Source organism: Bacillus cereus group sp. Bc031 (genome assembly GCF_027716265.1).
GTDB classification, from domain to species: domain Bacteria; phylum Bacillota; class Bacilli; order Bacillales; family Bacillaceae_G; genus Bacillus_A; species Bacillus_A paranthracis.
The window spans coordinates 27,992-52,513 of sequence record NZ_JAQFUL010000032.1 but is presented as its reverse complement, the minus strand read 5'-3'; the positions used below and the strand labels follow the sequence as shown (position 1 = coordinate 52,513).

Genomic DNA, 24,522 nt, shown 5'->3' with positions numbered 1-24,522 from the left:
CCAAAAGTACATTACGTGTTTTTTAGTTTGTTTGAACGAAAGTTCATTTTGTTTTCGTTCTTAAGTTGATGGGCATGAATAAGCACCCCTACTAGTGCGAATATCGTGAAATAAATATATGTTTCTCTTTGATGAATGATTCTACTATTCAAGCTAACATACCTCCGTTTTGATAGATAGTGAACGCAACATACACAATTGCTCCTAATAAAATAGAACAAGCCCCTGGAAAGCTCTGTATCAGCTTGATTTCTTTTTTTGGTAGTTTTGCCCCAAATATAGAAGCAGCATGCTCCAATTGGTCTTTAATCGCTCCTACAAACCCTAAAATTTTAATTAATCGATAAACACTAGCAATCCAAAAGAATAGTAAATGGAAAGCTGTTAATGTAATGGCGGTAAGCATAGCCGATTCTTCTACTACATTGCTAACATATAAGGCTACCACCACAAGCATTTTGGTATCACCAGGTGAAGAAAATTTAAATGTCTCTAGCAATAAACCACACGCTAAGGCCATGACTAGTACAATTGCAATCTCTTTCCCTGTTCTTATTCCAGCAAAATACGTGATTCCTATCCCCAATATTAAGAATAGTAGATGCCACATATTCTTTGTTTTTCTATATTTCAAATCAGTAAATACATTTAGGAACATGTAACTTAGTAATAATCCCACAATATACAGACCCATTTTCTTTACTCCCCTCTTAATTTCAAAAAAAATTCTGTGTAAAAAAGGGAACCACTTTTAGAGTAGCCCCCTCTTTTATTTTTATATTTATTTTTTGTTCCAAGAATCAACATCTGCATTGCTTGATGCTTTTGTGAATCGTGCCAGGATCGTATCATAGCCACCTTGGATTGCCTTCCATACAAATGGGCCAATTACTAATACGATAATCACCGCTAACGCGATTAACATACCGTTTTCTGATGATAATTGTGAGTCTTCATTTTTTAACCAACTTTTCATTTTTGCTAACATTTCATTTCGTCTCCTTTATATATCGATTTTAAGAATCTACTAAAATTAGAACTTATCTATTTAAATCTTTAATTACTTATTCCATGAATTTACGTCTGCATTGCTTGATGCTTTTGTGAATCGTGCCAGGATCGTATCATAACCACCTTGGATCGCTTTCCATACAAATGGCCCAATTACTAATACGATAATCACCGCCAAAGCAATTAACATACCGTTTTCTGATGATAGTTGTGAATCCTCATTTTTTAACCAATTTTTCATTTTTGCTAACATATTTAAATTCCCCTTATCTATTTATTTGAGCTATACGTTACAAACATCATTAATCTAAAACCTTTATTACTTATTCCAAGAATTTACATCGGCATTATTTGATGCTTTTGTGAATCGAGCTAGAATCGTATCATAACCACCTTGGATTGCTTTCCATACAAACGGGCCAATTACTAATACGATAATGACCGCCAAGGCGATTAACATACCATTTTCTGATGATAATTGTGAGTCTTCATTTTTTAACCAATTCTTCATTTTCGTTAACATATATCTTGCTCCTTTACCTATTCCATTTTTGATAATATCTTCTATAAACTTGCAAATCCTTGCATTAAAGATTGAATAACAATCACCATTGGATAAATCACAATACATCCAATAACTGCGACATTAAATTTATTCATTTCCATTGGTTTATTTTGAATGAGACGGTTATAGTTCTCATGTTTTAACTCACGCATCATTTTAATCTGTGCGTCCATAATACGAAGACTCTGTACCTTGTCCGTTTTTTGTGCTTGTTGCAATGCAATCGTAAAGGTATTTACTTCTGGACTATTTAAAGCAGCAGCAAAGTTTCGAAATGGTTGATCCGATCCTGCATACATTTCTAATTCCGCAGTAAGTGTAGATACATACGGACTAAGATGTCTTCCGGCATATATTTGCGCCTTTTTTACTGCTTCTAATGTTGTATGTGTTTTTAACAACTGCAGCATAGGAATTAGATACTCTGGTAATTCGAACTTCCTAGCTTCTATCGCCTGCTTGATTCTTCTCTTTAATAGATAATCAGGATAGAAATAAAGCAGCGGGGAAATTAAAACACCCACTTTAAATAAGTAGTAATCATGGAACACCGTACATATCAAGAAAACAGAGGTGAAAATGATGGGATATGCTACCTTCATTTTTAAATATTCTTCTGGTTTCGTATCCAAGCCAGCTTCTTCTAATTTTTTCTGAATCTGCTCTTTCTTTTCTTCTGTCAGATACTTATGTGATAACGACTGGAAGGGCGCGAGCATCATTTGATTTAAATTCTTCTTTTCAATTCGTTTTGCATTTTCTACATAGTTCGTAAGTAAGCTACCGCTATCTTTTTTACTTTGTAGAAAGGTAGAGAATACCCAGTACATGACAACGAATACTACTACAGCTAAAATCGTAGCCACCTTATTCCCCTCTTTCTGTTGGGTTATAGTTTGCAATCTTTTCTACACGGGTTGCTAAGAAAAAGACAATGAACATATTCACCGCTAATGCGATTTTCCCCATCATAGAACCTGCTAAAAATCCATATGCTTCTTTTGACATCAGCATAATCAAAATCGGCATGGCGATAACGATTAAGCAGTTCTGTACAAAGGCACGTTGTGCTTGTGATAAACTAGAACGCAATCTTGCCAAGTACAACTTTTGTTTTTCGAAATCTTCTGCAATATCCAGTAAGACTTGCACTGAATTCGCTCCACCTTCTCGGCTACACACTTCCAACATTTCATGGAAGAATACCAATTCTCTAAAATTAAACGTTTCATTGAATCCTCTAAACGCACGATGCATTGTGGTACCACCTTCTAATAGAAGAGAAACTTTTTCTATTTCTTCTTGAATGCTTTCATGCATCATTGGCTTTACTTGTACTAACACGCGTTTGGCATTATTACTAATTTGAAGTGCATTCGCAACTGCCTTCATATAAATAGAGAGGCGGTCAATGACAACCAAGTAGTAACGTTTTTTTCTTCGATAGAGAAGAAACCTTGGAACTAAAAAACCACATAAAATGGTAATCAGTGTATAAGGATCTTGTCCAAATGAAAAATAGAACACTGCTGCAATACTCATCCCAGAAAGAATCGTATATATCCAGTACATACTCTTTGTCAATTTCCATTCGTACTTTTGAGCTTCTTGGATAACGGATTGCGGTAGATACAATCGTATCCCTTTAATATTCCTTAATTCCAAGCGTCTTTCTTCCTTCTCAGTTTCTTGTACAAATTGAGAAAGAGCAGAACCCTTCGATTTTGCAAAAAGTAAAACGAGCAATCCTACACTAATAAAGATTAAAAATATACATCCATAGGCTAACAAACTATGCATACTGCACCTCCTGTTGTGAAAGGAATGGCGCATAAAGAGCTGGATTTACAGTAGAAGAACGGAATTTCTTCTCCATTTCAGCTGAAATTTTTGCTGTAATGATATGATCTCCATGAATCTTTCCTACTCTTTCATTCATTTCATCATATTCCTCACCCGAAGGAATAAATTGAGAAAGCTGATTGAACTGTATATCATCTTGATAATCCAACAATTCAATCATCTCTGTAATATAGCGATTCCCATCATCTTTCTTTTCTAAAAAGACAATCACATCAAATGTCTGTGAAATTAATTCATATAAATACTGAGCATCGATATTCGCACCACTTTGCAGGCACATAAGCATTAAACGTCTAACTGCTTCTTTCGCACTTCTTGCATGGACAGAGGTAAAGCCAGGATGTCCTGTTTGGAAGAAGTTAATCATTTTCAATGCTTCTTTACCCCTCGATTCCCCTACGATTAAACGTTTTGGTCCTTGACGTAAAGCATTTGTTAACAACCTATCAAAATCGATTGCATTTTCCTCAACTTCGGATGCCCTACACTGCATCGGAACAAAATGATGTTCCGGAAAAATGCGATGCAAATATAATTCAGGGTTATCTTCTACTACAAGAGTACGTTCTTTTTTCTTTCCTTTCGGAATGTGAGAGGCAAGATATTTCATAAACTCTGATTTTCCGGTACCTGTAGCTCCAGCAACTAGAATATTCATTTTGGCTTTCACAGCTGCAGCCAAAAAGTTCAGCATTTCTTTCGATGCTTGATTGGTAGATAACATACGTTCTTCAGAGGCACGAAGGTGATCTGCATTCTTACGAATCGTTATTGTTGTTCCGAGTCCCCCAAGTTCATCTAACGCAATATTGATACGGATATACGGAAACACGCAGTCCACATAAGGCTTTGCTGTATTTAATGACTCTGATGTACTGTTTACCATCTTATAAGCTAGAGCTTTCACTTCTTCTTCCGTCTCAAATCGGTAAGGAAATGTACATTCTCCCTCTCCAATTTTTTCGTAAATAATTTCTTTTGTGCCATTGATATAAATATCGGTTACATCCTTATCTTCTTTTAAAGGTTCTATAATCCCAAACCCCACAATATCGTCACACACCATATTTAGTAACTGTTCAGAAGGTACCTCTGAAATGACAACTTGATTGCTTAATAGAAAGCTTTTAATAATTTGTTCTACAGTTGCTCTCTTTTCTTTATTCATAAAGGATTCACTTAAAATATCACGATGGTCTTTTACTAAAAATGCGCGAATTTCATCTGTAATATCTTTGATTTGTTGAGCTGTAGTTGTACCTAACTTTCGAGCTGTTTTGGCACGAATCCTATAACCAAAATGATATAAATCCACTCGATTTCGCTTTAAGGCGACTTGTTTTTCCTGTAAATAGCCCCACATACTCCTTGTCCCCCTTTTAACTTCGTAAACCAAAGAGACCCTTTTTCATAGAGGATTGCTGGGATGGAATATTAAGACCAGCTGCTTCCATAATGTGATGGACCTTTGTATTAATTTGCGGGGAACCAAATTGCATTCCCCATTCGTAACTCGTACGATCCCTGTCATACGGAATTGTCACCGCAATATGTTGGGAAGAAAGCTTTTCAATATCTTCTACATAATTCTCATCTGCCATATTTAGCACATGAATCATTCGAGGTAATGTTAACTTTGCATCTTCTATTAGTTGTAATTCACGTTTGATAGCTAATGCACCACGAGGATTTCCATTTAGCACATGAACAACAAGGTCTGATTGATATAGGATTGGATAACTCAACACCTCCGATAATTCAGTTGGCACTGATAGAATGATATAATCATATTCTGTGTCTACAAGTGATTCTATAAATGCCGTTACAAACAATTCTTTGTTTTGAATCTCAGGGAATTGAGCTAGGTTATAGCCTGATGGAAATACCAGAAAATCCATCTTATCGTGTAATTTTTGTATCAACCTTGGATTTACTTTTTTCTCTAGTAAATCTTGCTTGGTACAAATATACTGCAAGAGATTGTATTCATTCTCTTTTCTTACAAGCTCTAGCATGTTCTTACTCTCATGGCTAAGACCAGTTGTAACCGCAAAGCTTGGTCTTACTTGGTCCGCTTCTACATAAAGCACTTTTTTCCCTAAATGAGCCAATTCATTCGCCATCGTAATACTTAACGAGCTTTTTCCTACGTTTTCATTTGTGGCATAAAAGGCAATGATTCTTACTTGCCGATCCATCTTAAAAACTCCTTTCTTACTTAGATTCGCTCAGATACTGCGATACATACTCTTTTACATTTTTAGAAATTGGATTGGTCGAATGCTTCTCTACATAGTCTAAAATGTTCTTTTGATCCGATATTTGCGAGAATCCTTCAGCTGGTTCTAATTCTTTCCCTGTTTGTTCTACCTTTTGTCCAACTGCAACAGGAATTACATCTCCAAGTGTTTTCGCACGGTTTAGATATTGAAGTTGTTCAGGTGAAACAGCCAGTGTATATAATCGCGTTACCTTTGGCTTTTGTTTTCCTTCTTGTTCCTCTTTTGATTCTTTCTTTTCTAATACAAATGCATCTTCTGTATTGCTATCTTTTGCAGCAGTCACACGTACACGTTGGAATAGACCACCGAATACAACCTTCTCATTGTCCCCTTCTTTTACAACCTGTTTGAAATACAAGTCCACATACGTGTTCGGAATAATACTATTCCCTGAACTTGTTTCCAAATCAACGAGTAACGGAAAAGCAACTTCTCCATCTTTCAAATTTAAAATGGCAGAGTCAGGTAACTCCTCTTTCTTTACTACCTTGTTTTTAAAGAGATAGCTATTTTCTGTAATGGGCTGCCCATCATTTGTCCACTTTCCTACAACATCTTTTTTGTTTACACGTAATGCATTGGGTGGAATGGCATCACCAGGTAATGTTCGTTCCACTAGCATGTCTTCTTTAATTTCTGTATGCGCAGGTATATCCTTTGCGGCTACAACAATCTTTGTTGGTTTTACAGCATTTTCTACCGCGAAATGATTGTATCCATAGATCCCCGCTACTGTTGCAGCAGCTAAACCTACCGCAGCAATCTGCTTCTTTTGAAACTTAGATGGCTTCAATGTTTGTATTCCTCCTTATGTAGCCTTTAAACGCAAAAAAAGGACACACCTATGGCATAATGCGCCTTAGGTGTGTCCTTTTAGCTAATCTAAAGTCTATATGAAAATGTTGGATTTGGTTTCTTTAATATTACAATTTCAATATTATGATATATAGAGTTTCATGTCAATCATTTCTAAAAAAAATATTATTTTTACCATTTCAAATCTCTGATCCCAAAACTTAAAAAACCCTTAAAAACGTTGTCATATCAAGGTTTTCAAGCTATTAACCCACCCTCAAATATGGTATAATGAATATAACGTAACTGAATATTTCAGGGTGGTCGGTTGCTATCCTTTCTCTTTCATTTTATGGAGAAAGGAGGTGATCGAATGGATATACTTTTCACGATAGCAATTGAGATACTGAAAGTAATTGCTAGAGAAGTCGCTGTATTTTTTGCAAAACGAGTAGGTAAATACCTATCAACGTCTTGGAAGCAAATACAAAAAAAGCGACGAAAAACGAAAAGAACCACCCACAATGCCGGCAAGCGTTTGAAGGGTGATTCTAAGAAAAAATAAACTCTTTTTTAGCAACCATCCACCTTGCGGTAGCAGTTACATAAGACGAAGTGTTACCAGCACTTCGTCTTTATTAGTTTATGCAAAAACTATCTTTGTAATACTTCTACACATATTATAACACCAACTATAGTACCTGTCATGTATATTCATCCACTATAGCTAGTTAAATAAAACAAAATACTTTTAGTACGAAATCAATTTCGTTCCTGTTTCAAAATACTTTGCAGGAGCATAGCTTTTCCCATTCCGATCCTGAAATTCACTTCCAATATATAATGAGATAATCATTACGATAACTCCCAAAAAAATTGTTCTTCTCATACGCTGTTTTTTCTTTTTATCCATTCGGAAATTCCCCTTTCTACAAAAAAAGACACATCCCAATTAAGGGATGTGCCTTTGGTTTATCCATTCAGCTACTCGTTTAAGATGGATATATTATTGTGTCGACTCATCTAATTATACTATATTTTATGTTTATTTCCCATTCTTCATGTAATACCAATCAGTCAGTTTATGAAGTAGTTCTTCATTCCCTACCCAGTTCCATCCTACTCCACTACCTCCAGGGAATGGATCATCAGGAAATACTCTTCTTTTTATGAAATCATCGTACGCAACACCCTTAATCTCTACTTGCTCAGTTAAACATAAACTCATTTCATTGATACCTGCTGGAGCTGTTTCTACATTAAAAGTGTATACACCATCTTTTGTCTTCAGTGGTGAATACCATTTTTGGCCACCATCAATGATTTTCTCTTGTCCATCCCAATATAAAGACTTAGTTGGTCTTTTACTATCAAAAACATGTCCCGTTGATTCAGATAAATACATATTTTTAGGTAAGAATTTCGCTGTATTATCTTTAAGTTCGTTCTTCTCTAAATCTTGAGTAGACTTTAATCCTTCGTCTGCAAATGGGTATTGTGCCTTAGCAGCAGTAAATATACCCGGGTAATTTGCATTCCACTCATTTTTGTACTTACCGTTTACTTCATACGAAAATCCATAACCAGAATGCAGCTTAGAAGGAGCTAAATTATCAATACTCCCTGTCAAAGTTTCATAATACATTTTCCCAACTATATCTTCTTTTGATACACGTTCACTTACTGTTTCTACTACACCTTTTACACTCGTTACACCACACATTGCCTTTTCTTTTGAAGGCTCATAGATTGCTGTTTTAATAGGATTATTTTTATACGTAGTTTCCTCTATGTCTATGCGATTACTCGCAGGGTTAATTTCTGCTTGAATTGTTCCTTTACCTTTATGTTGCCAGTCAAGGTTCAAGGTTTTCTTTTCTCCCTCAGTTAATCTTACCTTTTGTGATGATACTTGTTGTCCATTATGTTTTAACACAACTACTGTTTCAGGGTTCGTATATTTTTCTTCTAATACATCTAATTTTTTAAGTTTATTCTTCTCTTTTTCAAACTTTTGTCTTGCATTATCTAGCTTACTTGCCGCACTATCTAGTTTATTTTCTTCCCAAGAGCAGTCTCTATCATAATAGTGATCCCTTCCCTCGGCATCTACTTCATGAATTGGATTACGGCGACAATAACTTAGACTAGATTGAGCGCTATCTCTTTCCGATTCAGAGCTATTTACTTCTTGTTGAGACTTGTTAATATTGTTGTTTACCTTTGCTCTATATTGATCACGCTCTGGTTTAAAATTATCACGTGATACATCTACTCTTGTTTTAATATTCTTTCCTTCTCTTGCTGTTTCTCCTTCAATTCGATCAGCAGAGAAATCAATTTTATATTTAAAATCATCTTCATCACCTGGATTTGGATTAGGTGTTACTTCTGTGCCACAGTTACCATCAATGGTGAAATCAACTTTTTTCTCGTTCGACTCCCTTTGAACAGCATCAAGGACTTTAATTTTCGCAGTATATCGACCACACATTTGCGGCTGCCACTTTAGTTCTTCTGACTTAAATTGCCCTGCATCACCTTCATTTGGTTTTTGATTATCTTTTTGCGGAGTTGAACGTAGATAATTTTCTTGATGATACACGGTTTCGCCATCTTTTGTAATATCTAGCATCCATTTAACTCGGTTCCGTTCTCCAGCAGCTTTTTGATAAGGGTTTATTGTTGTTCCATTGGGATCTCGGTCATTGTATCCTTTATTTTTACTTACATATTCAAAACCGTTAAATGTAAATTTTACGGGTATATCTTTTTTCCCACTCGTAGCTTTAAAATCTTTTATTTGAGGTTTACTTGTGCGTACATACCACAAACTATACCTATTCACACCATTTACACCACCAGCACCTGCGTATCCACCAGAAAGATAGGCAATGTCTCTAATCCAGTAGAAACTTCCTAAAGAATCATTTGATCCTTTGAATTTTATGATTTTATGTTTTGCCATATTTGTTAAAACAAAATCTGGCTGACCCCAATATTTATCTTTAACAACAGTTTTTGTAACTTGTTCAACTTCTGTTACCATTCGATCCCCAACAACAACTGCACTGTTAATGTAACCATCATTTGAGATTCGAACATAAGGATCTGATGTATCTTCATTTTGGACTAGATTTTCCCATGGATTTCCCCAATTGAATGAACCATTGTAAACAGCAGGAAAATGTAAATCAGCTTTATAATCGAACTCTTTTGATTTGTAACCACTTCCTGGTCTAAGCAATTTACCTTTTAATTGTAATTCGTCTGATTTTAATAACGAATTTTCGCTACCATCGAAAAATGGTATGTTATTATTCGCCGCACTCGCAACCGATGGCAATGCTAACATTAATGATGTGCAAGTTAACAATACTCTTTTTCGTAACTTCACAAATTTCCCTCCTTAAATACAAAAAAGGACAAACCTGTACCCTAGGAGGTACGTAAGGTTTGTCCTTCACGTAATTTACTAATAATCATTATATTGACTTTAAACAATTATACAATATGGGATAATACTTGTAAATACTTACTCGTTATTTAGGTTCTACTTCTACATACATTGTATGTTCAGCTGTTGACTGTCCAATACGAATTTTATAATTACCTTTTTCATAAGTATTAATTGTTTTCGCTTCAACTGTTTCTTGAATTTCTTTATCTAAATTTAAACCGTTCATGAAAGTTACCCATTTTTTTGTTAATTCCACAGTAGCTTCATTGTTATCAAGGAATAGAATTTTAAAATCATTTGCATTACCTAATACAACAAATTGTGCTCCAATTGTACCTTCTGGTAAATACATGTTTTTATCTAACACATATACGCCACCTAATAGATTGTCATATTTTAGGTTAGTGTGGTACTTATTGTTAATACCTTTTAGAATATTTTGAGCTTCTGATGATATTTGTTTTTTTACAGCAGGATTTTCTAATGATTCAGGGAAATATTCGAAATCGTCTGATACAATATTCGCATCTAATCCTTCAGGGACTTTAGGCTGGTCTGGCTTCACTTCTGGTTTTTCCTCTGGTTTTGTTTCAGGTTTTGGATCTGGCTTCACTTCTGGTTTTTCCTCTGGTTTTGTTTCAGGTTTTGGATCTGGTTTCACTTCTGGTTTTTCCTCTGGTTTTGTTTCAGGTTTTGGGTCTGGTTTTACTTCTGGTTTTTCCTCTGGTTTTGTTTCAGGTTTTGGGTCTGGCTTCACTTCTGGTTTTTCCTCTGGTTTTGTTTCAGGCTTTGGATCTGGCTTCACTTCTGGTTTTGTTTCTTTTTCAACTGCATTAATAGAGTTATATAAGAACTGACTATACGCTTCACGTGTTACAAACATTTTTGGAGAATACATATTATCTCCTGTACCAATTGTAACTCCATTTTCTTCTAATGCACTAATTGCACCGTAAGACCAAGAATTTTTATCAACATCTGCAAATTTTGTTGTTTTCGTTGCCTTAAATTTAAAAGCATTTGTAAGCACTTGTGCCATTTGTTCACGAGTTAAAATATCATCTGGACCATATTTTCCATCACCAAATCCATTTACAAGTCCCGCTTTAGCAAGTGCTAAGATTTCTTTTTCAAACAAATGCCCTTTAATATCAGTAAAAGGATTTTTGAAGCTAGCATCTGCATCTGCGGGTTTAACGTACATATAAATCATACGAGCAACTTGCCCACGAGTTACATTGTCACCAAAACCAAAGATTTTATTTCCGTACCCTTGTACTACTTTACGATTTGTTAAATCATAAATTGCTTTCGTAGACCAGTGATTTGCTGGAACATCACTGAATTTTAGTGAATCTGTGTTATCAGCCTTAGCAGTAAATGCTCCTGCTCCTAATAAAGATGTTCCCATAATTGTTAGTGCTGTTGCTGTTTTTAAAAATTTGTTTGCCATTGTTTGTTCCTCCAAATATATTAGTTTTTTCATAGATTCTTTTATTGTACCGAATTTAAACATAAAATCCAGATACTTTAACATATTAATTTATTAATTAGCGTTTTTTTATAACCGCTGTTCTATATGGAAAATATTACCATATAAAAATAGGCTTGTAAAGTATTTTTATATATTTATTTATAAATATATTTTTCTAGCAAAAAAACCATACTTTTCAGCATAGTTTTTTATAGTGAAAATCTTTGAATTTTTATCACTTAAAATACACTTGTCCCAATCCATCTTTACTCGCCCATATCGGAGCCTTTATGCCATCTACCCCAATCAGCTTAAATATGAAGAAATGGTGTTCTGCTTTCACCTTAAAAGAAAGAGGTTGACTATGATCAATGCGTCCCTTTGTATACTCATACTTCCAGCCATCCATCTTTTCTTCTTTCATTCTTTTCTCTATCCCGGGGACTAAATCCACCCTTTTTCCATTGTAATCATATTGAAATCCACCCTTATTCTCTGCGATTTCAACCATATCAGAAGCAAAGTTATGTGCTTTCACTAACTGTATTCCATACAAAACACCTTCGGGTAAAAGGCTGATTAATAATAAAGAAAGTGTAAGGAATAGAGCTGTAGTTACTGTATTTTGCATTCTTAATGCACCTACTCTTTTTCTTTATTTTACGTTTCCACCTAATTGTTTTTCTTTTGCATTTGCATCATAAATAATAATACTTCTTGCTTTACTCTTTATTGTTTCTTTTTTTTCATCAAATTGCTTTAAGTAACTAGCAGCTTCTGCATCACCTTCGACAGCAATCATTGCCGGTTTCTCCTGTACATCATGGACAGTAAAGTTACGTTTTGAAGCAGGATCTTTAAAATCCGCATTACCGTTATACGCTTTTTCAAACTCTTTTTTCGCTTTTTCTGGATCAATAGCTATTTCTTCTTCTGCACGCAGAGTACCTACTTTTACAGACTTAGCCACAGCTATCTCGCCTCCCCTTTCTAAAGACGATTTATTATCAGTATGGGTTGTATCTCCAATTACCATATCAGTTACAAAGAATAGACAACCTACAAATAACAGCAACATACTTGCTGCAATAATAAACTTTTGCATTCCTCTTCACACTCCCTTAACTTTCAGACTTTCGAAATCGAAATCCACTTAAAATGGAACTTTTCTTTTGGTTCAACAATTGGTTTGGTAGCAATAACTCTGCTATTTCCTTCATAATTCCTTCTAACTCTTTATAATAGTTCCGACTAGATAGTAACGTACTACTATTTAATTGAGATTCAAATACATCTTCTATCTCATATGGTGGTAAAGCAGTTATTACCTTATCTCCAAAACATTCTTCTATTACTTCATGCTTTAAAAGTGCAGAAGAAAACTTATTCCCAATGATTCTCGTTTTCTCTAAATCTAAGTAAGAAACGAGCTTTCTCTCTTTTTGTGTAAGAGGATGCGCAATCTTTAGCAATTGATGCAGATCTGGTTCGGCTACAAAGAATATGTAATCTGCCATTTCACAAATCTCATGGTATAAACCTTTATCCCAATCGCTCCCTGCATCAATAATAGATATAGGTGCTTCTTGGTTGGCCAATAAAACCTTAATAAAATGGTCGAAGTCCTGCTCTGTTTCGTTTTTCAGCTCTTGGTCTACTATAGGATTCTTTACAATATAATTTATTTTGCCTTGCTTCCATTTTGGAATTGATAATATATCAGATTCCTTCTGCAGCATCTCCTTATATCGCAGCAACATAAATTCACTACGATAGTTTTCTGGTGCTTCTGTATATCCCTTTAATAACGGATACGTATAGCCATCATCATATAGATTCTCTATATAATTCACATCAATCTGTAGTTCATTTAAATAAGCAGATAAAAGATGAGAAACAAAAGTTGCACCACTTCTTCTGTTCATGCTGGCCACAACAATTGTTCTTCTCGGAATAGCAATACCTATTTGTTTTTCATATACCGGCTCAAAAGCCAATTTATATTGTTTTTTTATGATAGGTGCTTTTGGCGTCTCATCTGAAACAGACTTACGCTTTTGTTTGTTTTTAAATAGTTTTTTGGAGTTAGAGGAAGGTTCATTGTTGCCACCTTCCTCTAATTCACTTGATACTTCCTCTTCTTCCTCACCCACAGGAACTTCGGGCAACTTTGTTTGTTGTGGCGCCTGACTTGCTCCTACAATTTCCGCTACATTTTTAATATCCGACTCCTGTAGCAGCTGCGGGATAACTTTATTATCAATATCAATTTTACGAGAGTTAAAAATGTCATAGATACCTAGATATATCAGTTTCGCCAAAAACTCATCATCATTTTCACGCTCTGTAAATACCACAATACGAATATCTCGATTAAAGCGAATATCTCTTAGTTTCTGTAAGATAATCAATTCACGTTTCTCTTCATGTCCCGCATCAATATTTAATCGTTTGTCATTAATACATAGAATATCGGGCTTTTCTGTATCTAGAATTTCATCTAGATACTTGATATGCATCACATCACTATCAGCTACTTCAAATCCCGCACCAATAAAATCCTCACGTAAATATGCTGTATATACAGTATCACTAATAGCTAAAACGATTTTTTTCACCATAGTTAACCTCCTACAAACTCTAACGTTGGATTAAAATCATGTTTTCAATTGGAATTTGTGCCTCAAGATGAATCTTCCCAATAATCTCATTCAGAATATACTCAATTTCAACTTGTTCCATTGGACGTGGAGCTCCAAAATCAGAATTTAGTTTTACTCGTATTTCTAATCGATCTTGTATCTCATGTAAAGGTGTACCAAGATAAAGAATGCTGTAGTATAAAACACCATCTTCAATATTTTTTTGAATCATATCCTTTGTTTGATGAATAAATGTAACCTCTGCAAGCTCAATAAAAGGATCATTAATTGTTACTTTGCTATTCCAATTTAAATTCCAAATCTCGCAATGTTCTTCCGCATGTACAACAACTCCATTAACAGAAGGCGTAATAGCGAAAAGACGATCTACAGGAACTTTGGTTAACGAGGTACTATTACCTTTCTTTAATTCAAGTCCTTTTTCCATTCGCTCATGTTCAAAAGCATATTCAGCACCAGTGAATGCAACTTCGCAAAATACTTGTTCTAACAATGGACGAATCCCTTCATATGTTCGTATAGCAAATACACTAAATTCCTGTGTTTCATCTGTACGAATGATTTCGTACAATTCATATTCAGATGCATTTGCTAAGGCAAAAGGAATATCTTTTATAAAATTCGGATCAGTATATAGATTCTCAGGAATTTGCGTTTCAGGATGATTTATAAACTCAAGGCATAATTGATATCCTTTTAAAAATGCATTTTTAACAGCTGCAGGGAATAGAGTTTCAAAACGTTTTACATTATTTTTAAACGTTTTTTCTTCAATTTCGTTATTAAATTCTCTTTCCTGTAAGATATTTGCCTTATTCCCTAGTAATAAAAAGTAGTGATTAATAATGCGACTAATATCCTCTTCAAATGCTGCATTGTCCTCACAATACTTTGTAAATCGTTCTTTACTCATGTTCACAATTTCGTTCATAGCTTCAAATTCTCCCTTTTTATTGTTATTTATACAAAAAAAGACACACCGATGGCAGGTTATGTGCCTTCGGTGTGTCCGTTTAGCTAGAAATTAAATCTATTAATTTGTATATTTCTCTTAGTTAATTGTTGTTCACGTATAAGAATACCTCTATGAATTTTAAAAGTCAATAGATTAATTACACCCTTGGATACTTATATTTATTCCTTTTTTCTATTTTTCTATGTATTTAATTTAAAAAAATACAAGTAATTAAATATAAATAATCCAAGTATTTTATATAAAAACAACAAGAAATATATATAACTAAACTCAATCATTAATTATAAAGAGATTCAGCAAACACCTCTAAAGCCTTGTATTACATACGTTCCTGGATATTAAGCTAAATTCACTATCGTAATATCCCCATTACATACAAGCTCTACATCATAGAAATCACAAATTAAGAAGTTAAATACCATATTACTAAGAATTCACAAGGTTAGAATCATATTACTAAGATAACCACAAGTATTGAATCGAATTATGAACATACCGAGTCGTAACCAAACATAACGTAAATCAATTATATGCTTCCGTAAAAATGCTAATAGATATATTTTCCTAAATAAAAAAGCATGTCTTCAAATTAAAGAACATGCCAAATAACCCTTGCTTTTAAGTAACTTTTTAACAAGGGTTTCCATATATATTTTTTTAAAATCACATAAATTCCGGATAAACACCATTCTTCTTATGATAATTTATCATTGCATCGTGTTTTTTCCCTGTAGACAAGTTTTTTTCCTTAAAACCTATCCAGGACTCTCTAAACTTTACACGCATAAATGCTGGAATAGAGAATATTTCTTGCTCTTTCAAACAACTTTCCACTTGATCTAATGCATAAGTCATTGCGTAAATTAATAATTCACTTTGTTTTTGTTTCGTCGGTAAATAGATTGCGATATCAACAATTTCTTGTCTAAATGCAGTCATTATATTTTCTTTATCTTTTTTACGTAACGCCTGTCCCATATGTTTCAAACGAGACACCGCTTCTTTTCTGCACTTCGCTACTGGTCTATGTAATTCTTTTTTATCATTCTCAATTACGCAGTTTGAAGAAAATACAACGTTGAACTTCTCAATGATGATTTGTTTTACCTGTTTCCTTGCACTAGTAATTCTTGTTTCATTAGATTTCTTCTCTTTAGAATCGATTGCAGTAAATTGCACGATGGGGTTAATAATTTCTATGTAGTGTCTTACTTTCTTTGCATTACGATTTAATCTCCTTTTTAAGGAAGACATCTTTCTTGTAATCTGAAACTCCTCAATTTTATGTTTATAATGTTCCATACCTACTTTTCTTGAAAAAGTATTGATTAAATCTAAAAGGAATATAATCCCTCTATTATCACGAGCCTTTACTAGACTACTCATTATCGTTGTTTGAATTAGGTGAAATGGAATACGGAAATACGATAGCGATATGCCTGTCATCTTTGCAGTTTCTGCAGTAGTGTGGTTATACAACGCATAATCTACAATTTCATATACAGTACGATTTCCAACAGGTGTTTCTTTTACGAGTCTACGCTCCAAACAAACTTGAAACCCTGTATAAATTGTTGTGTAGGGAATCCCACTTTTCTTAGCAAGATCCATTATTTGAAATTCACGTGGTAGCATTCCTATATCATTGCATTCAAAGTGAAGCAAGATGTAAGTAGCTAAAGCTGAAGATGGTAACTCTTTTCTTTCATTTTCTAGTTTTACGATGTTTAATAGTCCATCAAAAAATTTAACCCCATGAACTTTAAAGTTCTGTTGGGAAAAAGCCATTTGCGTATGCATAATGTTGCTAACTCCTTTCGAAAGAGCAGAAAAAGGCACTGTCATACCACGGATACAAAAATACTACTCTCTTAAAAGAGTAATACTTGTATAACAACGGTAAACAATGCCTAAAATTACGCAAGAAATCCCCTTTTTAAGTTGCACAAATACATAAGATACAGTAAAATTATCTTATAATTTCATGCAAAATAAAAAGGTTTATTGGCTTTGTTTACCGCGGTCGATTGAAAATGTCTTTTGGGATTTTTGTGCGGTGTACCACAATGAAGTAGTTGGCGCTATTTCATTGGGCTGATGAACCTTTTTTTGCTTTTTTATATTTTATTTTTTATTATATAAATATTTTATTATTAATAAATTTGTATCTAAAAAAATACAAAAATATAAAGTAACTACATCATATATAGTTTTTCCCATGGTTGCAAGGTGATTTTTTCAAAAGTATGACCTTTGCTAAATGACTATGTATAAATAACCACCACTCAAACACCTCGTTGAGCGCCGCTCAATCAAAAGTCAATTCACAATAAGTAAGAACAACTTAAACAGCCTCTGATCAACCGCCTGATTGTCGCTCAATTAACAAAATATCATCGATAAAGCGCATCAATGGCACATTTTTCATTATCCACACCTTAAATCACCCAACTAATCACCAGTCACTCGTGTGTAAATACTGTTATTTTCGTATGTAGATTGAGTGGTGATTGAACGGTTGATTTCATTGCATTAAACCTAATTGTAATCAGTCAATTAATCATCGGTCAATCATATTACTATTTTAGAATGAATGATTAGCGAATGGTTGAGTGATCGAGTGAAGGTGTAAGTTTTGAATAAGAATAAACTGTTTTTTTTATGATTAATATAAAAATAGTTTCATACTACTAATTAAGTAGTATGAAACTATTGAAAGAGATGTTTTGGTCAAGAGGTTTTTGCTTACTAACTACTGGTGGTTCATCAATAGACGTAGTAAAAAAATATATTGAAAATCAAAGTGAAAAGTGAGGTGAAATGATATGACAAAGCAGAATAAAGCATATAAATTCCGTTTGTATCCAACAGGAGACCAAGCACATCTTATGCGTAAAACCTTCGGTTGTGTACGTTTCGTGTATAACAGAATGTTAGCCGAACGGAAAGAAGCGTATGAAAATCACAAAGATGATAAGGAACAACTAAAGAAACAAAAGCTTCCCACTCCTGCGAAATACAAAGCAGAATTTGAGTGGTTAAAAGAAGTTGATTCATTAGCACTGGCAAATGCTCAACTAAACTTGCAAACTGCCTATAAGAATTTCTTTCGTGGTCAAAATGACTTCCCAACATTCAAAAGCAAAAAAGACAGAAAGTCTTATACAACGAATGTAGTGAACGGAAATATTATGTTGCTTAACGGTCATATTAAATTGCCAAAACTGAAAATGGTACGTATCAAGCAGCATAGAGAAATACCACAAGACCATGTAATCAAGTCATGTACGATTTCTATGACACCTACTGGTAAATACTATGTGTCTATCTTGACTGAATACGAAAAAGAGATTGTACAAAATGAAGTAGAAACAGTTGTTGGATTAGACTTTGCGATGGATCGATTATACGTTAGTTCTGAGGATGAGAGAGCCAATTATCCTAAGTTCTATCGTGAAATGTTAGACCGATTAGCAAAGGCACAACGAGTATTATCAAGAAGAACAAAAGGTTCTATTCGTTGGAATAAACAACGTATCCGTGTAGCTAAGTTACATGAAAAAGTAGCGAACCAACGTAAGAACTTCCTTCATCATAAGTCTAAAGAGTTAGCTACTCATTTTGATGTTGTAGCTATTGAAGATCTAAATATGAAAGGCATGTCGCAAGCACTTCATTTTGGAAAAAGCGTCGTTGATAATGCTTGGGGTATGTTCACTTCTTTTTTAGCTTATAAACTACACGAACAAGGCAAACAACTTATGAAAATAGACAAATGGTTTCCTTCCACAAAAACATGTAGCAGTTGTGGAAATGTGAAAAACATGTCATTGTCTGAGCGAGTATATTCTTGTATATGTGGTGTAAATCTTGATAGAGATTATAACGCAGCTATCAATATCAAAAATGAAGCAATACGCCTATTAGCGTTGGCATAGATAGCAATAAAATAACCCTTGGAACGAGGGGGTTAGCTCGGTTGTCTTAGGACAAATTCGTTAGCTATCAAAAGTAACGACTAACCGAGAAGCCACCACTTCAAACAGTCCATTAGGACGTTAAGTGGCGGGTAGTTCACAGATTGGAAGAAATAGAATTAGAAAACTCTTTGTATAGCAAAATAAACCTAAGTTCTATGATTATTATAAGTTTAAAACAATAGCTGTGAATGAATCATATTGATAATCAATGAACTAAGCTTTTGAAATGATATTAAGAATAAGCAAAATAAAAAGGCTATCAAATGATAGCCTTTTTATTTTTTTCCAAAAAGCTTAGAGAAAAAGCCGCCTTTTTGTTCAGTATTCTCTTGTCGCTGAGCATTAGCACTTTTTTGTTCTTGAATTAATCGTATAGTACTCATTAACTTTTCGTCACGTTCCTCTAATCGCTTATTGATTCTATCGAAATTATCCTGACTTTGTTTAGCCACCGCAGCGAAGAATTCCATATTTTGTTTTGTTAATTCTTCAGTCACTTTAGCTGTAACTTCCTCAGTAATTTTTTCCGTCAAAGCTTCTATAAAGTCTGGATTGACCTGTTGTGCTTTAACTAGTGATGTTTCTTTTGGTTCACCATCACCGTCAACATCTTCAGCATAAACATTGCGAATAACCGTCGGATCCATATCTAAAAGCCCAACAATTTCGTGCTTTTTCTTTGACTCAGAATAATAATGTTTAATCTTTTTTACTGTATCAATACTATCCTCATGAACATATTTAAGTTGGCGTTCTTTTTTTATGTTCAAGTACTCATCGAAATCATTCAACCATCTACGAAGAGTACTTTCAGGAATATCAAGCATGGTTGCTACTTCAGATACGCGATAATAACCATCGCTTAACTGTTCATCAATCATTTGCTCACCACCTAACTATATGATGCCTGTCCTATAATACATTATATAAAAATTCTATAGAAACTAAAAGAACCCCTTTGTAGATTACATAAAATATCATGGACTTTTATACCTGATCACTCAATCATTCACTGCTCATTTATTTAGCTGCATACCAATAATACCTATGTTATCGAGCGGTGATTAGTCGGGTGAGCGTGATTAACACTTGATTATGTACAAAATCACCTTAAAATTCTGTGAACTGAACTAAAAATTTTACATGGATTTTCACTTATTAAAATGCATCTTTTATAATCATTACGTATTCATTACAGTGTTTATTACCGTAATAAATGCGTAACAATTAAAATATTAATTACGGTAATTATTACGGAAGTATTTAAAGTATTGATTTAATAAGATTCTTGATTATCATCCGTAGATGTATTATAGTTAGTACATACAATACTTCGGAAATATATACCGAAGTATTTACGGCTTTTATAACGGTATTAAATTCCGTATAATTATCTTGTCTTTTTGTACCTATAGATAAAATTTATTATTTATTAAAGGTGGTGTGAAATTATTGTCTAATATATCAATGAGTAGTAGTGAAATTATTGATGTGCTTTGTGAGAATTTAAATGATGGGATTTGGGCTTTACGTGTGCTATACGCCGAGGGCGCAATGAACAAAGAAAAGTTATGGGATTATATCAACCAATATCATAAAGACTATCAAATTGAGAATGAAAAAGATTATGAGGGTAAAAAAATACTTCCATCGCGATATGCTTTAGATATTATGACTGCAAGACTTGAAGGAGCAGGGTTAATATCTTTCAAAGCAATAGGACGTGTTCGAATTTATGACGTAACAGATCTAGGAAATGTTTTAATTAAGGAACTGGAAAAACGAGTTGAGAAAAACAACTAAAATATATATTTGAGGAGGATATACATATGGCAGGCAATTTTTCAGAAATCGAAAGCCAAGGAAATATTAGTTTGAAATTTGGATTCTTAGGACTAGGTATGGGTGGATGTGCAATCGCAGCAGAGTGCGCAAATAAAGAAACACAAATTAAAAATAACAAATACCCATATCGTGCGATTCTTGTTAATACAAATAGTCAAGATTTTAATAAAATTGAGATTAAAAACACAGGGAACGTCCGTAAAATACAGTTAGAAGGATATGAACAAGGTGCAGCTCGTAATCCACAGGTTGGAGAGGAAGCATTTGTAAAGCATGAAACAAAGATTTTCGAAGCGGTAAAACAGGAATTTGAAGATCGTGATTTTATTTGGATTACGTGTGGTCTAGGTGGAGGAACAGGAACTGGTGCTCTATTAAAGGCTATTGAAATGCTCTATGAACATGATTACAATTTTGGATTGTTACTGACTTTACCACGTGATGCTGAGGCTTTAAAAGTATTAGAAAACGCAACTTCACGCATTCGTAGTATTGCTATGAACCAAGAAGCTTTTGGCTCAATTGTATTAATAGATAACGCTAAACTATATAGAAAATTTGAAGAGGAAAATCCAAGTGCTTTAGCAAACGAATATACTAGCTATAGTAACAAATATATTGCTGATGCATTACATGAGATTAACCTAGTTACTTCATCATTTACACCGTTTTCAGATACACATTTTGATGCGAGTGAATTTGCTCAAGTAATTAATACACCAGGCGTTTTATCATTAGCAAAATTAGAACTAAAATCAAATCAATTAGACACTGAAAACCCGCTAGGTTACTTGACTCAATTAGGTAACGCACTAGAAAAAGGCGTTTTATACGATACAGAAAGAGAAGAGCTAGAAAGTGCTAAAAAAAGCGCGCTATCTATCGTTACATCACCGCTGCGAGCAGGGCGATTATACAACTTCTCATTCCTTAATCAAATGGAAAACTTCTTAAAAGAAAGAACTCCATATGTAGATGAACGTCCTATAGCTCCATACGTTAATAAACATACAACAAAAAAAGAAGAGGATATAGTAAAATTCTATTCAGTTGTTGCAGGACTTCCATTACCAAAACGTGTTAGTGATATTATTGATGAGATTACGAGAATTAAAGAAGAACGTGAGCAAGCTAATTCAAAGAAATCCAATGCTGTTTTAAATAAACTTTTTGCATTTGATGATTCAGTACAAGAAGAAAAACCTAAAAAGAAAAAATTAAATTTTGGTGCTGAACCTGAAGTAGAAGTTGCTGACGATTCACAACCAGCAAAGAAGAAATTATCATTCTAAACAATAGACCGACAAATATAATTTTGTCGGTCTTTTTCTATTTCAATAGCAAAAAGAAACTACAATGCACAAGTGATTAATCTATTATATTTTCTGTATGTGTAACATGTCTTTATATAATGTAATTGTTTAAATAAATTGTTAGGCCGTCCTAACGATTTTATTCCAATACTTGAACCTTTAAAAAATTGTTCGGTTAAAACATGTCTTCCGTCCGAACAATTTTAAAAGAACTGAAAGACTATATAAATCAATGTTTCTAGCTAATTTTTAGGAAGAGAAGTAATCCAAACTTCAGCGTACAAGTTTTAGTATCTAGATTAAAGCAAATTCAGCTTAAACTTTTAATAATTTACAACTAAATTTTGCTGTAATAAGATATATAGAAATGGTTGTTATTTATTGAAAATACATTCGAGTTATGGAGTTGCATATAATGAAAAGTAAAACGTATAAATATACAAGCAAAGGTACACAGAAATCTTTTCGTTTAAAAGAGGCCGATATATTTGTATTTACATTTTTATATTACAAAAGGTATCTTACTACACGACAAATTACTCAGCTTTATAGTGCATTTGAGGGTAGAGATTTTTCTGAGGATAGTGTGTTTACGAAACTTAATCGTTTTTCAAAATACGGTGCTATCCTGACTAAAAAAATTGATAAAAGAGATGATAGTATAACCAGACGTGCGACATTCTCCTTAAAAGATAGAATGGTTGATTACCTTCAAGAATTAGGAAGGATTCCTGCAGGATCTTCAAAACGTAGATATTCTTCTTCAATCTCACTACATACACTCTGCTCAAGAGAAATATTAGTACGCACACTTTTGGAAGTGTCGAAAAAGACCAATACGAATAAATTATTATGCGAGTTAGATATTCGCTCATATCATCAAAAACAAAAGAAAACAGAAATTGAAGATGCAGGGTTACTTCTAATTCCTGATGAACACATTTCATATAAAGACAAAAATATTTACATTGAAATGGATATGTGCAAAGAAACCAATGCTACCTTAGTTGAAAAGGTGGGGAAGTATATTGAATATGCACAAAAAAACACTAAAAATATAACTGTTGTTTTTGTTATGTATGACAAGTCGATGTTCCTTGCAGAAGATGCAGAACCTCCATACGTACGTATGAAGAATCTCTTATTTTCTATGCGAGAATATCATGAACATTTAATGAATCTACCAAACCTAAATATGCACATCTGCTCTTTGAAAGAAGCTGGAGATGTTATTTCAGATATTCTTCTAGGAATAGATGATAATCAAAACTTTGAACAAGATATTCTCTTACCTTTATCTAAACGTACAGTAGGAGATGCTGATTGGCGCTATGCATTTGTTGAAACAGTTCAAACATTTAAAGAGAAAATAGATGGTGGTCTTAGACGAACGTATAAGAGAGATAAAGATGTAATGCAAGATTTCTTCTTTATTTTTGGGAATGAAAATGATTACCGAATGATTGCTAGATTAGACGATGTTGTGTTTTCAAGAAGAGAAGGTGATGAAGGGGTGCCGCTTGTTGTGATTTATCCAAAGCGCAAAAAGGCTAGAGATATACTTTTAATGGACACGTATGACAACGTATTACTGCTATCCCTCCAAAATGAAGGTGTTACTATCGATGCGGATGAACAGATCATGGCACGTACTGCAAATAACATACATCCGAAAAGACGCAAGCTTGTTGAATTATATTAATCGTTAATTTTTTATATACTTTTATACAATTTTATTGATTTTTATTATTTAAGGTGATAGAATTACGTTTGAACTAAACACAAAAAACTACAATCAAATCAGAACATATGAAATTAAGGCAAGCGACACACGCTGTTTTTACAGTGGGTGTCGCTTGCCTTTTTTTATATGGAGAAAGGTGGAAAATCAAAATGGATTTACAATATGCAACTACTACTACTGGGGGAGTGCTCTCTGCTAGAGAAGCATTTAAAAACCCGGAACTAGTCCTTAATCATATTACAGAAGAGGGGGCAACGTTTAGTGTTTCTCTACAAGATATCCAAATTCCAGGGAAACCAAATTTCTATTGGTACGATGTCATAATTGAAACGGCAACGGATAAAAAGATTGAGGTAAATATCGCGGTACTTTCTCAAGAAGAATACAATCAACTCTGTGAAAGAGAGAGTATTGATTTATATTTAAAACAAACTGAAGATGCAGCAAAATTCTTTCTCGAAAAATCAAAGGAACTATTCCAATCAGAATTCAATAATCGATTCCAGTTTAAACATAAAGCTCAACTATATCTGTAAGAAGTAGGTGAGCCT

At 33.8% G+C, this 24,522-nt stretch carries 24 protein-coding genes and 1 pseudogene; 7 read left to right on the top strand and 18 right to left on the bottom strand.

Annotated features, from left to right (window positions below; genetic code table 11):
• Positions 1 to 148 precede the first annotated feature (148 nt).
• The 9 genes from PDQ33_RS14470 to cpaB all read right to left on the bottom strand — a co-directional run bounded on the left by PDQ33_RS14470 (position 149) and on the right by cpaB (position 6,514).
• Positions 149 to 694: a hypothetical protein gene (locus PDQ33_RS14470; protein WP_000525020.1), complete on the bottom strand. Its 546-nt coding sequence runs from the start codon at positions 692 to 694 to the stop codon at positions 149 to 151.
• 87 nt (positions 695 to 781) lie between these two features.
• On the bottom strand, positions 782 to 988 hold the full coding sequence (locus PDQ33_RS14465; RefSeq protein WP_000879960.1) for a hypothetical protein: 207 nt from the start codon (positions 986 to 988) through the stop codon (positions 782 to 784).
• A 72-nt stretch (positions 989 to 1,060) separates the two neighbouring features.
• On the bottom strand, positions 1,061 to 1,264 hold the full coding sequence (locus PDQ33_RS14460; protein ID WP_000879955.1) for a hypothetical protein: 204 nt from the start codon (positions 1,262 to 1,264) through the stop codon (positions 1,061 to 1,063).
• Positions 1,265 to 1,330: 66 nt separating this feature from the next.
• Entirely contained in the window at positions 1,331 to 1,534 is a 204-nt protein-coding gene (locus PDQ33_RS14455; protein ID WP_000956352.1) for a hypothetical protein, read from the bottom strand.
• A gap of 41 nt (positions 1,535 to 1,575) precedes the next feature.
• Positions 1,576 to 2,442, bottom strand: a complete 867-nt coding sequence (locus tag PDQ33_RS14450) for a hypothetical protein (protein ID WP_270755962.1) — start codon at positions 2,440 to 2,442, stop codon at positions 1,576 to 1,578.
• Between the two features lies 1 nt (position 2,443).
• The gene (locus tag PDQ33_RS14445; protein ID WP_270755964.1) at positions 2,444 to 3,376 is read right to left on the bottom strand and encodes a type II secretion system F family protein; all 933 of its coding nucleotides are present in this window, start codon (positions 3,374 to 3,376) and stop codon (positions 2,444 to 2,446) included.
• Entirely contained in the window at positions 3,369 to 4,802 is a 1,434-nt protein-coding gene (locus PDQ33_RS14440) for a CpaF family protein (protein WP_270755967.1), read from the bottom strand. Before PDQ33_RS14440 ends, PDQ33_RS14445 begins: the two co-directional genes overlap by 8 nt.
• Positions 4,803 to 4,818: 16 nt before the next feature.
• The gene (locus PDQ33_RS14435; protein WP_252597924.1) at positions 4,819 to 5,637 is read right to left on the bottom strand and encodes an AAA family ATPase; all 819 of its coding nucleotides are present in this window, start codon (positions 5,635 to 5,637) and stop codon (positions 4,819 to 4,821) included.
• Positions 5,638 to 5,653: 16 nt separating this feature from the next.
• A complete protein-coding gene (gene cpaB, locus PDQ33_RS14430) occupies positions 5,654 to 6,514 on the bottom strand; it encodes a Flp pilus assembly protein CpaB (protein WP_098341194.1) in 861 nt (286 codons plus the stop codon).
• A 375-nt stretch (positions 6,515 to 6,889) separates the two neighbouring features.
• Here cpaB and PDQ33_RS14425 point away from each other — a divergent pair, with 375 nt between their 5' ends.
• A complete protein-coding gene (locus PDQ33_RS14425) occupies positions 6,890 to 7,081 on the top strand; it encodes a hypothetical protein (RefSeq protein WP_000353181.1) in 192 nt (63 codons plus the stop codon).
• Between the two features lie 186 nt (positions 7,082 to 7,267).
• Here the strand turns inward: PDQ33_RS14425 and PDQ33_RS14420 are convergent, their stop codons facing one another.
• The 8 genes from PDQ33_RS14420 to PDQ33_RS14385 all read right to left on the bottom strand — a co-directional run bounded on the left by PDQ33_RS14420 (position 7,268) and on the right by PDQ33_RS14385 (position 16,889).
• Positions 7,268 to 7,429 (bottom strand): hypothetical protein, encoded by a 162-nt coding sequence (locus tag PDQ33_RS14420; protein WP_000358418.1) that lies wholly within the window; start codon positions 7,427 to 7,429, stop codon positions 7,268 to 7,270.
• 132 nt (positions 7,430 to 7,561) lie between these two features.
• The gene (locus tag PDQ33_RS14415; RefSeq protein ID WP_270755972.1) at positions 7,562 to 9,913 is read right to left on the bottom strand and encodes a hypothetical protein; all 2,352 of its coding nucleotides are present in this window, start codon (positions 9,911 to 9,913) and stop codon (positions 7,562 to 7,564) included.
• A gap of 145 nt (positions 9,914 to 10,058) precedes the next feature.
• The gene (locus PDQ33_RS14410) at positions 10,059 to 11,492 is read right to left on the bottom strand and encodes an S-layer homology domain-containing protein (protein WP_270755973.1); all 1,434 of its coding nucleotides are present in this window, start codon (positions 11,490 to 11,492) and stop codon (positions 10,059 to 10,061) included.
• A 193-nt stretch (positions 11,493 to 11,685) separates the two neighbouring features.
• Positions 11,686 to 12,081 carry a DUF4320 family protein gene (locus PDQ33_RS14405; protein WP_044798381.1) on the bottom strand — a complete coding sequence of 132 codons (396 nt, stop codon included), beginning with the start codon at positions 12,079 to 12,081 and terminating at the stop codon, positions 11,686 to 11,688.
• Positions 12,082 to 12,105: 24 nt separating this feature from the next.
• Positions 12,106 to 12,555 carry a hypothetical protein gene (locus PDQ33_RS14400; protein WP_270755974.1) on the bottom strand — a complete coding sequence of 150 codons (450 nt, stop codon included), beginning with the start codon at positions 12,553 to 12,555 and terminating at the stop codon, positions 12,106 to 12,108.
• Between the two features lie 16 nt (positions 12,556 to 12,571).
• A complete protein-coding gene (locus tag PDQ33_RS14395; protein ID WP_270755975.1) occupies positions 12,572 to 14,071 on the bottom strand; it encodes a hypothetical protein in 1,500 nt (499 codons plus the stop codon).
• 19 nt (positions 14,072 to 14,090) lie between these two features.
• Positions 14,091 to 15,044 (bottom strand): hypothetical protein, encoded by a 954-nt coding sequence (locus tag PDQ33_RS14390; protein WP_221839796.1) that lies wholly within the window; start codon positions 15,042 to 15,044, stop codon positions 14,091 to 14,093.
• A 708-nt stretch (positions 15,045 to 15,752) separates the two neighbouring features.
• Entirely contained in the window at positions 15,753 to 16,889 is a 1,137-nt protein-coding gene (locus PDQ33_RS14385) for a hypothetical protein (RefSeq protein ID WP_000557422.1), read from the bottom strand.
• A 906-nt stretch (positions 16,890 to 17,795) separates the two neighbouring features.
• Here PDQ33_RS14385 and PDQ33_RS14380 point away from each other — a divergent pair.
• Together PDQ33_RS14380 and PDQ33_RS14375 are read left to right on the top strand one after the other, a co-directional pair.
• Positions 17,796 to 17,903 (top strand): annotated as a pseudogene (locus PDQ33_RS14380) (transposase); the annotation flags it as partial.
• An 11-nt stretch (positions 17,904 to 17,914) separates the two neighbouring features.
• Complete coding sequence (locus PDQ33_RS14375; RefSeq protein ID WP_270755976.1) at positions 17,915 to 19,027, top strand: RNA-guided endonuclease TnpB family protein; 1,113 nt, start codon at positions 17,915 to 17,917, stop codon at positions 19,025 to 19,027.
• Between the two features lie 317 nt (positions 19,028 to 19,344).
• On the opposite strand, the gene PDQ33_RS14370 is transcribed toward PDQ33_RS14375, so the two are convergent.
• The gene (locus PDQ33_RS14370) at positions 19,345 to 19,950 is read right to left on the bottom strand and encodes a DUF3967 domain-containing protein (protein ID WP_000564666.1); all 606 of its coding nucleotides are present in this window, start codon (positions 19,948 to 19,950) and stop codon (positions 19,345 to 19,347) included.
• Positions 19,951 to 20,536: 586 nt separating this feature from the next.
• On the opposite strand from PDQ33_RS14370, the gene PDQ33_RS14365 reads away from it, so the two are divergent.
• From PDQ33_RS14365 to PDQ33_RS14350, 4 genes are all read left to right on the top strand, one after another.
• Entirely contained in the window at positions 20,537 to 20,872 is a 336-nt protein-coding gene (locus PDQ33_RS14365; protein ID WP_000098927.1) for a hypothetical protein, read from the top strand.
• Between the two features lie 26 nt (positions 20,873 to 20,898).
• A complete protein-coding gene (repX, locus tag PDQ33_RS14360) occupies positions 20,899 to 22,206 on the top strand; it encodes a plasmid replication protein RepX (RefSeq protein ID WP_000918313.1) in 1,308 nt (435 codons plus the stop codon).
• Positions 22,207 to 22,642: 436 nt separating this feature from the next.
• Positions 22,643 to 23,929 (top strand): replication-relaxation family protein, encoded by a 1,287-nt coding sequence (locus tag PDQ33_RS14355; RefSeq protein ID WP_000837871.1) that lies wholly within the window; start codon positions 22,643 to 22,645, stop codon positions 23,927 to 23,929.
• Between the two features lie 191 nt (positions 23,930 to 24,120).
• Complete coding sequence (locus tag PDQ33_RS14350) at positions 24,121 to 24,507, top strand: hypothetical protein (protein ID WP_080500599.1); 387 nt, start codon at positions 24,121 to 24,123, stop codon at positions 24,505 to 24,507.
• Positions 24,508 to 24,522 lie beyond the last annotated feature (15 nt).

What these genes read in the sequence shown, in the direction of transcription:
- PDQ33_RS14395 (WP_270755975.1), bottom strand. Translation starts at nt 14,071, where the DNA reads ATGGTGAAAAAAATCGTTTTAGCTATTAGTGATACTGTATATACAGCA.
- PDQ33_RS14375 (WP_270755976.1), top strand. Translation starts at nt 17,915, where the DNA reads ATGACAAAGCAGAATAAAGCATATAAATTCCGTTTGTATCCAACAGGA.
- PDQ33_RS14385 (WP_000557422.1), bottom strand. Translation starts at nt 16,889, where the DNA reads ATGCATACGCAAATGGCTTTTTCCCAACAGAACTTTAAAGTTCATGGG.
- PDQ33_RS14400 (WP_270755974.1), bottom strand. Translation starts at nt 12,555, where the DNA reads ATGCAAAAGTTTATTATTGCAGCAAGTATGTTGCTGTTATTTGTAGGT.
- PDQ33_RS14435 (WP_252597924.1), bottom strand. Translation starts at nt 5,637, where the DNA reads ATGGATCGGCAAGTAAGAATCATTGCCTTTTATGCCACAAATGAAAAC.
- PDQ33_RS14350 (WP_080500599.1), top strand. Translation starts at nt 24,121, where the DNA reads ATGGATTTACAATATGCAACTACTACTACTGGGGGAGTGCTCTCTGCT.
- PDQ33_RS14410 (WP_270755973.1), bottom strand. Translation starts at nt 11,492, where the DNA reads ATGTTTAAATTCGGTACAATAAAAGAATCTATGAAAAAACTAATATAT.
- PDQ33_RS14455 (WP_000956352.1), bottom strand. Translation starts at nt 1,534, where the DNA reads ATGTTAACGAAAATGAAGAATTGGTTAAAAAATGAAGACTCACAATTA.
- PDQ33_RS14465 (WP_000879960.1), bottom strand. Translation starts at nt 988, where the DNA reads ATGTTAGCAAAAATGAAAAGTTGGTTAAAAAATGAAGACTCACAATTA.
- PDQ33_RS14460 (WP_000879955.1), bottom strand. Translation starts at nt 1,264, where the DNA reads ATGTTAGCAAAAATGAAAAATTGGTTAAAAAATGAGGATTCACAACTA.
- PDQ33_RS14355 (WP_000837871.1), top strand. Translation starts at nt 22,643, where the DNA reads ATGAAAAGTAAAACGTATAAATATACAAGCAAAGGTACACAGAAATCT.
- PDQ33_RS14425 (WP_000353181.1), top strand. Translation starts at nt 6,890, where the DNA reads ATGGATATACTTTTCACGATAGCAATTGAGATACTGAAAGTAATTGCT.
- PDQ33_RS14365 (WP_000098927.1), top strand. Translation starts at nt 20,537, where the DNA reads ATGAGTAGTAGTGAAATTATTGATGTGCTTTGTGAGAATTTAAATGAT.
- PDQ33_RS14440 (WP_270755967.1), bottom strand. Translation starts at nt 4,802, where the DNA reads ATGTGGGGCTATTTACAGGAAAAACAAGTCGCCTTAAAGCGAAATCGA.
- PDQ33_RS14445 (WP_270755964.1), bottom strand. Translation starts at nt 3,376, where the DNA reads ATGCATAGTTTGTTAGCCTATGGATGTATATTTTTAATCTTTATTAGT.
- PDQ33_RS14470 (WP_000525020.1), bottom strand. Translation starts at nt 694, where the DNA reads ATGGGTCTGTATATTGTGGGATTATTACTAAGTTACATGTTCCTAAAT.
- PDQ33_RS14420 (WP_000358418.1), bottom strand. Translation starts at nt 7,429, where the DNA reads ATGGATAAAAAGAAAAAACAGCGTATGAGAAGAACAATTTTTTTGGGA.
- PDQ33_RS14370 (WP_000564666.1), bottom strand. Translation starts at nt 19,950, where the DNA reads ATGATTGATGAACAGTTAAGCGATGGTTATTATCGCGTATCTGAAGTA.
- PDQ33_RS14390 (WP_221839796.1), bottom strand. Translation starts at nt 15,044, where the DNA reads ATGAACGAAATTGTGAACATGAGTAAAGAACGATTTACAAAGTATTGT.
- PDQ33_RS14405 (WP_044798381.1), bottom strand. Translation starts at nt 12,081, where the DNA reads ATGCAAAATACAGTAACTACAGCTCTATTCCTTACACTTTCTTTATTA.
- repX (WP_000918313.1), top strand. Translation starts at nt 20,899, where the DNA reads ATGGCAGGCAATTTTTCAGAAATCGAAAGCCAAGGAAATATTAGTTTG.